The 9,939-nt window shown below is 36.4% G+C and carries 8 protein-coding genes; 4 read left to right on the forward strand and 4 right to left on the reverse strand.

Translation table 11 applies throughout. From position 1 onward, the window contains the following. Positions 1 to 107 precede the first annotated feature (107 nt). Together rdgB and BUC06_RS16295 are read right to left on the reverse strand one after the other, a co-directional pair. Positions 108 to 683 (reverse strand): RdgB/HAM1 family non-canonical purine NTP pyrophosphatase, encoded by a 576-nt coding sequence (rdgB, locus tag BUC06_RS16290; RefSeq protein ID WP_073335091.1) that lies wholly within the window; start codon positions 681 to 683, stop codon positions 108 to 110. Between the two features lie 73 nt (positions 684 to 756). After that, complete coding sequence (locus BUC06_RS16295; RefSeq protein ID WP_073335092.1) at positions 757 to 1,587, reverse strand: CPBP family intramembrane glutamic endopeptidase; 831 nt, start codon at positions 1,585 to 1,587, stop codon at positions 757 to 759. A 108-nt stretch (positions 1,588 to 1,695) separates the two neighbouring features. Between BUC06_RS16295 and BUC06_RS16300 the strand changes: the two genes are divergently transcribed. The 3 genes from BUC06_RS16300 (at position 1,696) to BUC06_RS16310 (ending at position 4,962) form a co-directional block, all read left to right on the forward strand. Further along, on the forward strand, positions 1,696 to 2,388 hold the full coding sequence (locus BUC06_RS16300) for a hypothetical protein (protein ID WP_073335074.1): 693 nt from the start codon (positions 1,696 to 1,698) through the stop codon (positions 2,386 to 2,388). Positions 2,389 to 2,397: 9 nt separating this feature from the next. Then, positions 2,398 to 3,102, forward strand: a complete 705-nt coding sequence (locus tag BUC06_RS16305; RefSeq protein WP_073335075.1) for a hypothetical protein — start codon at positions 2,398 to 2,400, stop codon at positions 3,100 to 3,102. A gap of 264 nt (positions 3,103 to 3,366) precedes the next feature. After that, positions 3,367 to 4,962 carry a peptide chain release factor 3 gene (locus BUC06_RS16310; protein WP_073335076.1) on the forward strand — a complete coding sequence of 532 codons (1,596 nt, stop codon included), beginning with the start codon at positions 3,367 to 3,369 and terminating at the stop codon, positions 4,960 to 4,962. Between the two features lie 68 nt (positions 4,963 to 5,030). Here BUC06_RS16310 and BUC06_RS16315 read toward each other — a convergent pair whose 3' ends face one another. Together BUC06_RS16315 and BUC06_RS16320 are read right to left on the reverse strand one after the other, a co-directional pair. Further along, positions 5,031 to 7,355 (reverse strand): reprolysin-like metallopeptidase, encoded by a 2,325-nt coding sequence (locus BUC06_RS16315; protein WP_083564104.1) that lies wholly within the window; start codon positions 7,353 to 7,355, stop codon positions 5,031 to 5,033. A 17-nt stretch (positions 7,356 to 7,372) separates the two neighbouring features. After that, positions 7,373 to 7,867 carry a hypothetical protein gene (locus BUC06_RS16320; protein WP_073335077.1) on the reverse strand — a complete coding sequence of 165 codons (495 nt, stop codon included), beginning with the start codon at positions 7,865 to 7,867 and terminating at the stop codon, positions 7,373 to 7,375. A 506-nt stretch (positions 7,868 to 8,373) separates the two neighbouring features. Between BUC06_RS16320 and BUC06_RS16330 the strand changes: the two genes are divergently transcribed. Continuing rightward, on the forward strand, positions 8,374 to 9,333 hold the full coding sequence (locus BUC06_RS16330; protein WP_073335079.1) for a DUF4349 domain-containing protein: 960 nt from the start codon (positions 8,374 to 8,376) through the stop codon (positions 9,331 to 9,333). Positions 9,334 to 9,939 lie beyond the last annotated feature (606 nt).

Genomic DNA, 9,939 nt, shown 5'->3' on the forward strand with positions numbered 1-9,939 from the left:
ATACATAAGCTGTAGAAGAGTTTGAATACTGCAAGCATTAAAGCGCGTATAAAACTGCAAAGAATAGCTTAAGTTGGATAAAAATCTACGGTTTTGCGTTCGATTGATTAATCTTTTACTTTCAGGAAGTCCAGAAACAGATCCAACGCCTGCTTGCGGTGACTTATTTTGTTTTTATCATCCGGATTCATTTCTGCGAAAGTTCTGTCATACCCTTGAGGAACGAATATAGGATCATAGCCAAAACCTTTATGTCCCTTATTTTCTGTTAATATATTTCCATGAACTCTTCCTTCGAAATATCGGGCTCCATTTTCGTCATAATAACATAAAACTGTAATGAAATAAGCTTTTCTGTTGTCTTCCCCTTCCAATTCACCTAAAACCTTTTCCATGTTTTTCGCAAAATCATGGTCTCCTGCATAACGTGCCGAAAAAATTCCGGGTCTGCCATCCAAAGCTTCTACAGCAAGGCCGCTGTCATCTCCCAAACTTGGAATTCCCGTTTTCTCAAAGCAATATTTCGCTTTGATCAGAGCATTGGCATTAAAAGAATCACCATCCTCTACAATTTCTTCATGAATATTATAATCTGTGAGGCTTTTTACTGTAAAATCATTTCCAAGGATCTGCTGGATCTCTTCTTTCTTGTGTATGTTGTGAGTGGCAACTAATAATTCCATATCTATATTCATTTTTGCTCAATTCATTTTTGTCCGTATTTCATATTACGGTTAATTTTATTTCTTCTTTGTCCTAAATTTCAGAATAATGTACTTTATACTTTTTCATAAACAAATAATAGAATAAAGAAAAAAGTACAATTCCTATTACCAGAATAATCCATTCGGAAATTTTGAAAGCGTCTGCGAAACTTTCGCTTTTCGTATAAGTGACGAGCATTGAAGAACACAGGTTGTTAAATCCGTGAAGCAACATCGGCAGCAACAGAGACTTTGTTTTCTGATACACTAGTCCCAGCACGCAACCCAGCAATACCGCGCCTACAAACTGCCATGGATTTCCATGAACCAGTCCGAAGATGATGGATGCATACAAAATCGCTCTTCGGGGATCTACGCCTTTATTCACCAGTCCTTTCTGAATAATTCCTCTGAAAATAATTTCCTCGAAAATAGGCGCCATGATCACGGTCATGATGATCATAATGACTGGTTCAAAGGTCAGCTGCTCCATCAGCTGTGAGAAATATTCATAGTATTTCCCCCAGAATGGTCCTGTGATGGGAATAAGAGAGGTGATGAATTCTGAAATAAACATCATCCCGATCATCATAGGAAATATAAGGAGATAGGTATAAAAATTCGTTGGAGAAAAATTAAAATTCAGTTTTTTTCCTGTTGAAGGCCTCACGATAAAAAAATCAAAAAAGGCGATCGCAGTCAAAAATCCGGCTGCATTGGTCAACATTAAAAACCAGTCTTTAAGTTCGAGATTTTCTCTGAAAGCTATTTTCCAGAAACTGCCGAAAAAAGATACAGCCATTGTTCCTATGAATAATCCCGCCAACAAGACAAGACCTCCGATCCATGTGAAAGTAAACTTCGGATATCTGCTATTTTCCATGCTTTTTCTGTAAAATTTTGTAAAAACAAAGATAATTTTTTTGAAAGCCTTAAGCAACTAAAAAAGGAAATACTTATTTTCGCCTACTCATCCCAATCACATTAAAAAATGAACCCCGAAAAGCCTTTTCCGAGGATAGAATCTAAAATCAGTCTGTTTCCTACATTCATGCTTCAGACATTGGTTTACGGTATGTTACTTTTAGGCTTTGCCTTTCTTATTGCTCTTCCTGCTTATGGAATTTACAAGAGAGGTATTGAAGTCATGCTTTTTCCTGCATTAATCTGTTTTCCCGTAGGATTGGGTATTCTGATTCCTACAGTAAAAGAATATATACTCAAAAGGAATCTTATCGCAAGCACAATCATCGTTGATGAAACCGGAATCCTGTATTGTAATTCAAAACGTGAAGTTGTCCATCAAATTCTTTACAGTGATCTTGTTTTTTCCGGCAAAGAGTATGATGTTTTATCAGTAAGTACCGGAAGCAGCGGAATTATGCCTCTGCTTGAAGTCTTTACCGGATCTGAAAAAGAAGCCGCGAAACCTTTGCGTATCGAAATGAATCTTCCGTTGCATGTGGTCAAAGACCGTTATACATTATATGCCCATCTTTTGAGAGGAATCAGTGTTTTCCGACCGGACCTGAAAATCGCCCCACAGGTTTTTAATAATTATTTTATTGATCCTGAAACCTGGCAAGTGAATAAAAAAGGGGGAAAATATTTATTTTTAATCATCCTTTTAGCCGCGCTCCTTCTCTGCGGGCTTATTGTTTGGTTGGTATTTTCTTTTGGTTAAATAACAGATATGAAGGAGAAATTTAAAATAATGGAATCGGAGATCAACTGGCCTCTAACTTATGTTGCGCTTGGTTTGGTATGGCTGACGATCACCATCATAATCGCTGTCATCGTTTTGCTTTTTTATAAACTTTTTGATCATGGCTTCAATGATTTTTCGTCTGATCGCGGTCATTTTTTTGTTATTCTTATTGCCGAAGCTATCCTTATTTCCTGTTGTCTGTTTCTGATCATCCATATCATTGATGCAAAGAATAAATATTTCAAAAGAATTGTGGTTGATGCAAAAGGAGCTCACACTTACAATTATAAAAAAGAACTCATTGACAACACATTATATTCCGATTTATGTAAATCTGATGATCCTTTTCTCCCTGATGTCAGTGACAACACCAGTACACAGCCCTCCTTTACCAAATCATTAAGAATCTTCAGGAAGAATAAGTCAAATCAAATTGACACAACTTTTATTGATTTTAATTACAGCTATTACCAATTTAAAAACAAGCCTGAACTCTACAGACATTTTCTGCAGGGAATACAAATATTCAGACCGGACATTACCATTAAACAATATACCCTTGAAGAATATAATCTGACAGACGAAACAAGTTATGTTAAAAAACGGAAAGGCTTTGAATGGCTTGCCACCCTTCTTTTCATGGCTGTTCTTTTTGGGTTATTATATCTGTTGGTGCTTTTTTTGAAATAGAATTTAGAGGTTAGAAATTAGAGGTTAGACCATGAACGTTTGTATTAATAAGCTTCACACTTATTGTTTCTAAACCACATTCTTAAATTACCAAAATTTCTTTATTCATACGATAAGTACTTCTTTTAAAACTCCAATCCTTTTACCGAAGAATCCCCTTATCCATAATCTTGCAGCTTTTATTCAAAACTCTCAACCATTTATTCCTGTAAATTATTTGAAACCTCATAAAAAATCCCGATTTTTGCAACTTCAAAATACACTATGTCAGACTTAATCAAAGAAATACAAAAAAGAAAGACTTTCGGGATTATTTCCCACCCGGATGCCGGAAAAACAACCCTTACAGAAAAATTACTTCTTTTCGGGGGTGCGATTCAGGAAGCCGGTGCGGTAAAGTCCAATAAAATAAAAAAAGGAGCTACCTCCGACTTTATGGAAATCGAAAGACAGAGAGGAATCTCTGTAGCGACTTCTGTATTGGCTTTTGAATATAAAGATCACAAAATTAACATCCTTGATACACCGGGTCACAAAGATTTTGCTGAAGATACCTATAGAACTTTGACTGCTGTAGACTCTGTAATCGTGGTAATTGACGTTGCAAAAGGGGTTGAGGAACAGACTGAAAAACTGGTGAAGGTCTGCAGAATGAGAAACATTCCTATGCTGGTTTTCATCAATAAACTTGACCGTGAAGGTAAAGATGCTTTTGACCTTTTGGATGAGGTAGAACAGAAATTGGGATTAAGAGTAGTTCCTTTGTCTATTCCTATCGGTATGGGAAGTGACTTCCAGGGAATCTATAATATCTGGGAAAACAATATTCAGCTTTTCCTGGAAGAAAAGAAGCAGAAAGTAGGTGAAACCGTTAAGTTTGACGACATCAATGATCCTTCAATAGATGAGGTGATCGGGGAAAAAGCGGCTCAAAATCTTAGAGACGAGCTTGAACTTGTACAGTCTGTATATCCTGAATTCAGCCGTGAAGAATATATGGCGGGTGATCTACAACCCGTTTTCTTTGGTTCGGCTTTAAATAATTTTGGAGTCCGTGAGTTACTGGATGCGTTCATCGAAATTGCACCGATGCCTCAGCCTAAAGAAAGCGATACCCGTCTTGTAAAACCTGAAGAAAATAATTTTACGGGATTCGTTTTCAAGATCCACGCGAATATGGATCCTAAACACAGAGACCGGCTTGCGTTCGTGAAAATTGTTTCAGGAACATTCAAAAGAAATGAAAATTATCTGTTGGTAAGAGAAAACAAAAAGATGAAATTCTCTTCTCCCAATGCATTCTTTGCTGATAAAAAAGAGGTGGTAGATGAAAGTTTCCCCGGAGATATCGTAGGTCTTCATGACACGGGAAGTTTCAGAATCGGAGATACATTGACCGGTGGTGAGAAATTAAGCTTCAAAGGAGTTCCTAGTTTCTCTCCTGAGCATTTCCGTTATATCAACAACAGTGATCCGCTTAAAGCCAAGCAATTGGCAAAAGGTATTGATCAGCTGATGGATGAAGGGGTTGCGCAGCTCTTTACCATGGAAATGAATAACAGAAAGATCATCGGAACTGTGGGGGCGCTTCAGTATGAGGTCATCCAATACCGTCTGGAGCATGAATATGGTGCAAAGTGTACCTACGAACCCCTTTCGATGCATAAGGCATGCTGGATAGAAGCTGATGAAAAATCTGAAGAATTTAAAGAATTTGCAAGGCTGAAGCAGCGATTCCTTGCAAGAGATAAATACAACCAGCTTGTATTCCTTGCAGACTCATCATTCACAATTCATATGACCCAGGAAAAATTTCCGAATGTAAAACTGCATTTTATCAGTGAATTTAATAATGATTAATCATTACTTTATAGTACAAAAAAACCGTTCATCTGAACGGTTTTTTTTGTTGAATCTACTGGGATGATCTACTTAGGAATCATCATTAGTTTCTTAACAATTTTTTCTCCATCTACGGTAACATGAATCATATAGGATTCAGTAGGTAAATGTTTTAAATTGATCTGTTGCAGATCCTGATCAAAAATATATTTGGTCTTTTTAGGCACAATCAGTTTTCCGTCCATTGAAAATATTTCGTAAGTAATAACGTAAGGACGCAACGGAATTTGTCTAGGGAAATCGGCTTTAATGTAAACATACCCATCATTGGAAGGCACAGGATAGATCATCAGACCCTGGTATATTCTTGTAGGGGTTGTTACCGGATTTCCAGGATTTGGACCCGGAACTACTACTGCTGAAGAATTAATTGTAAAGTTTTGTGAATTGACATTTAAAAATACATTCTCCACAGCTTTCACCATAATTCTGGCACTGTTTGAAATCGTTCCCAGACCACCCGGAACCGTATAATTATAAGAACCATTATTAGGTGTACTTGCAACCAAAACGGTTGGGAAAGTAAGACCGCCGTCTTTTGACAAAAGGATTGTTACATTAGGCGTGCTTACAGGGGCAGCTGTTGTATTGGCCACATCCCAGGTAATGGCATAGGACTGACCTTCACTCCAGACAACTCCTGCTGTATTTTGTGAAGTAACCAAGAAAGGCCCTGCACCATCTACAACGGTAAGTTTCACATTATCACGTCCAGTCTGGCCTCCCAGAGGATTATTATCTCTTACAAGAACTGAAAAATTAAGATCTCTTCCTCTTGAAGCGAGCTTCTCCCATGCTTTCACATCTGCAGGAGCTACAATGGCAGGATCATAACCGGAAACAATCGTAGACAGTCTGGGAAAATATCTTGAAGGTGATGCTGTAGGCATTACAGACCTGAAAAGAGGTCCTACTGCATTAACCGGTTGAGGTGGCATAGCCGCAACCCCAAAATCAGTTTGTTCCCAGGTATAAGTAAGAGCATCATTATCTGCATCCGTTGCAGTGGCTGTGAGCATAAATGGAGTACTCTTCGGGATGCTTCTGTCCGGTCCTGCGTTGGCAATTGGCTCTGTGTTGGCAATCGGGGTTTTAACCCCACAGTTGGAGGTAGAACCTGAAGTTAGCCTGGTATACATTTCAGCAATACTTACCGCATGGAAATATGCATCACTGTGGGGTTGTACATTGGGAGCACAAATACCTGCATATCCCATAATAGAGCTGGCACTTCCCGGCTCTATGGATGTAGGCGTATTTCTGTTACAGTTATTATTTTGCGTATGATTGGCCCCAAACTGATGTCCCATTTCATGAGCTACATAATCTATTACAAAAGGATCACCCACCGGAATTGCAGACCCGGTAACTCCACCCGCCTTGCTACTTCCACAAATGGCAGGAGTAGCCGCTAAGCCATTATCGTTCCCGGCATTGGCCTGAAAGAACAAGTGTCCAATATCATAATTGGCAGCACCGATAATAGTGTTGGTAACCGTAATATTTTCACCTAACATCTGTCCTGCATCCAGGGTATTAAAAGTATCTGTACTGATGAAGAATAAAGAATCTGTATTCGGAATAAGCTGTAATCTTACTGAAATATCTCTTTCAAATACTTCATTTAATCTTGTTACAGCAAGGTTAACAGCCGCAAGAACTGCCGCTCTTTTCTGAATATCCGTTCCTGATCCCACACCAGCCTGACCTGCGATATAAGCAGTGTATTCTGTCGTCGTTGTAATCGCGAGCCTGTACTTTCTGTTTAATCCGTCAATAACTGTTTTCTGGGCACTTAAAGCGGATTCATCCAGCTCATTATTTCCATTAAAAAGACATTCAAACTGACTGAGAGATGAGGCATTTTTCCGATCATACAGTTTATAAATCTTATTATCTTTTGTATAAGAATCGATATAATAAATTCCCTGATTATTTCTGATCATCCCGTTAAATCCAAAGTAAGGATCTATCGTAAACTTTAAAGTGGCTGATTGGTCCCCTTTTTTGAAGCCGGTAAAAGAACGGATCTCAGAATATCTGTTCTGAAGGTCCGGATGCATGGTTGAAGATTCAAAAACCTCGTAGGTATCAAAGCCTCCTTCAAGGTTTGGAAAATCCATCAGTACTCCTTTTTTAGACAAATGCAGATCACTGTCAGGTAAATTTTTGAGTTGATTTTGAATGTCACTGACATTAAGTTTAAACAAAGTGAAATCAGTAATCCTTACATTAGTTTCACGAATTTCACTGTTGATTTTTGAGTCAGGTTTTTTCCAATGATTTTTTTGAGCAAACCCTACTGCCGAAAACATGAGCAAGGTCCCCAAAACCAGTAATTTTTTCTTCATCTACTTTTTTTTATAAATTAAAAGGCTATTAGTTTAACACCTGAAGGAACTTTCCCTTCTATTTTAAGAATCAATATGGGATTCTTTTCTTTATTCAATAAATATTCTTCGTTATCAATTTCTTTATAATAGACCTTTAGAAAAGATTTCTCCTCTTCTATCTTCTCTATTTCAATATCTCCATATTCCTTTGTTTTCAATTGAGGTTTCAGTACAAGAAGAAATTCATTTTCAGACAATGTAGGAATTGGCTGCGACCGGGAAAATCTTTTATCTTCCATTACGCTGTATAATTTTACTGTTTCCTCAAAAGATTGTACTAAGGTATACTCTTTTAAAAGTATACTCTTATTCAGCCTTCGTACTTCCGAAAATTTTATCTCATTATTATTTCTACTCATTCCTGACTCTGTTTTAACGACATTTTTTGTAGCAGAAACGTTTGTGCAACCTGCTCCACCTCCAAATCCAAACAAAAGCAAAAGAAAGATTAACAAAAATACTCTTTTCATTATGAAAATATTAATATGCAAATGTAAATATTCATATTTAGCATTTTGAATATTTTTTCAAAAAAAATTATTCAATAAACACAAATCTACCCCAAAACCTTGTAATGAGTCGTTAAAATTACATAATTGTTAAAATAAATGATCAATTAACAGACAAAAGCAGTTATCCAAACATTTACCTTTATAAAAACGAAACTATAAGCAACTTATTATGCATCAGGTCCTGTAAAGTTATCAGAGTTTATTTACAAAAATATTCTTATCCTCAGTTGATTCAGGTAACATGAGATATTTACTTTGAATGAGCTCTCTATTTCTGATAGGCATGACTATAGAAAAGAATATAAAAATCAATAATTTTATACATCCTGTTTTGTAAATCTTTTGTAAAATGAGTTCAGTCAATTGATTTTCAACTGAATAAAATTTTACTGGCATAATACATTCTATTTACAATTAATTTCTGGCCACCACTCCTAATTTTACTTCATCAAAAAAATAATGTTATGAAAAAGTTCGTATTACTGGTTGCTATATCAAGCACTTTTATCATGTGTAAAAAGAGTGAAGCAGCACACTCTCAGATTGAAGATACTTTACATGCTGCGGACAGTGCGGCAACCGAATTTCATGAAACCGTGAATTCTATCAATCAAACGGCAGACAAAATGATGGATTCGGCTCATGTCAAAATAAAAGATTTTGAAGATACCAAAGGAGAAATTCAGCAGAAGATTGAAAATACTGCCAAAATAGTAGATTCCTTATCTGATAAAATTGCATCCACAAAACTGGAATCAAAAATCGAGAAAAAAGATTCAACGAATAAAAAAACTGAAAAGGTAGTTGTTAACGTCCCGGCTCCAAAGGTGATCAAAGAAACCAAGATCATTTATAGAAATCAATCAAAAAATGACAGCTATGAGTTGAATGCTCCTAAAAACATAATGGTAAAAACCGGATTGCTGTCTGTAAAAGCAGACAATGCAGAAACCGTAAAAGAACTCGTAAAAGAGGAAACGATAAAAAACAACGGATACGTAAAAAGTGAAGAGCTTTCTTATGTTTCTGCAGAGCCCGTAAGACACGAGTCTGCCTATTCCGAAACAAACCAGAAAGTCTACTATATGGATATCAGGGTTCCTATCCGGAATTTTGATGATTTAATGAATGATCTGAGCAGAATTGGGGAGGTAGACAATAAAAACATTCAGGTTTCCGGCAATCATTATACGGATAATACACTATGTACTATAACAGTGACCCTTACCGATCAATCAGATATTGAAAAAGAACCTAAAACTTTCGGTGGAAAATCACTCGCAGCCATTTCATCCGGCTGGGGTGTCATTACTTCTGTCTTTCTTTTCATACTCCCACTCTGGCCCCTACTTCTCATCGGAGGTATAGCTTATTATTTTTATAAGAAGAAAAATAAAAAAACAACTGACAACAATCCTCAATAGATCGGAATCCATCGAAAGATGGATTTTTTAATTTTTTTTTAATGACTATAAAAAATTAAACCCAATTCTTCTTCTTATATTTATCTTGTTAAGACAAACATCTAAATCTATGGATAGCACGTCCCAATTTAAAATGATAATGCCAACGAACAGCACTATTATATCCATGGACATTTAGAAATGGGTGATTTTCCGGCTGAAGGCTAATTTATAAAAGATGACCTTTGAAAAAGGTGATGTTAGGATATATTTCAATGGGGCCGAAAATTATCTCAAAAATAGATCTGATAGCTGGATCAGTGGAAACCCAAAAGATATTCTGAAAAGTAATTTCTGTTTTACTGACGATATCATTAACAAGTTTCCAAAATCAGATCAGTTGATCATTCTATAAAAGATTAAAGAATAATATCGCTTGATAAAGCGCTCATATATTATTAAAGTAAGTGGTTTGTAAATAGAAGAGGCCGTCTCACAACTGAGGCGGTTTTTTTTGGTTATTATTTTAGGTTTTTATATTTTTATATTTGATAATCAGATATTTGTTTATGAATTTCAAGTATTATAATCAGAATCAGTTGGAGTTGTTTCCCTATAGTTTTGAGG

The sequence above is a fragment of the Chryseobacterium carnipullorum genome (genome assembly GCF_900142785.1).
GTDB classification, from domain to species: domain Bacteria; phylum Bacteroidota; class Bacteroidia; order Flavobacteriales; family Weeksellaceae; genus Chryseobacterium; species Chryseobacterium carnipullorum.

What these genes read in the sequence shown, in the direction of transcription:
- rdgB (WP_073335091.1), bottom strand. Translation starts at nt 683, where the DNA reads ATGGAATTATTAGTTGCCACTCACAACATACACAAGAAAGAAGAGATC.
- BUC06_RS16295 (WP_073335092.1), bottom strand. Translation starts at nt 1,587, where the DNA reads ATGGAAAATAGCAGATATCCGAAGTTTACTTTCACATGGATCGGAGGT.
- BUC06_RS16300 (WP_073335074.1), top strand. Translation starts at nt 1,696, where the DNA reads ATGAACCCCGAAAAGCCTTTTCCGAGGATAGAATCTAAAATCAGTCTG.
- BUC06_RS16305 (WP_073335075.1), top strand. Translation starts at nt 2,398, where the DNA reads ATGAAGGAGAAATTTAAAATAATGGAATCGGAGATCAACTGGCCTCTA.
- BUC06_RS16310 (WP_073335076.1), top strand. Translation starts at nt 3,367, where the DNA reads ATGTCAGACTTAATCAAAGAAATACAAAAAAGAAAGACTTTCGGGATT.
- BUC06_RS16315 (WP_083564104.1), bottom strand. Translation starts at nt 7,355, where the DNA reads ATGAAGAAAAAATTACTGGTTTTGGGGACCTTGCTCATGTTTTCGGCA.
- BUC06_RS16320 (WP_073335077.1), bottom strand. Translation starts at nt 7,867, where the DNA reads ATGAAAAGAGTATTTTTGTTAATCTTTCTTTTGCTTTTGTTTGGATTT.
- BUC06_RS16330 (WP_073335079.1), top strand. Translation starts at nt 8,374, where the DNA reads ATGAAAAAGTTCGTATTACTGGTTGCTATATCAAGCACTTTTATCATG.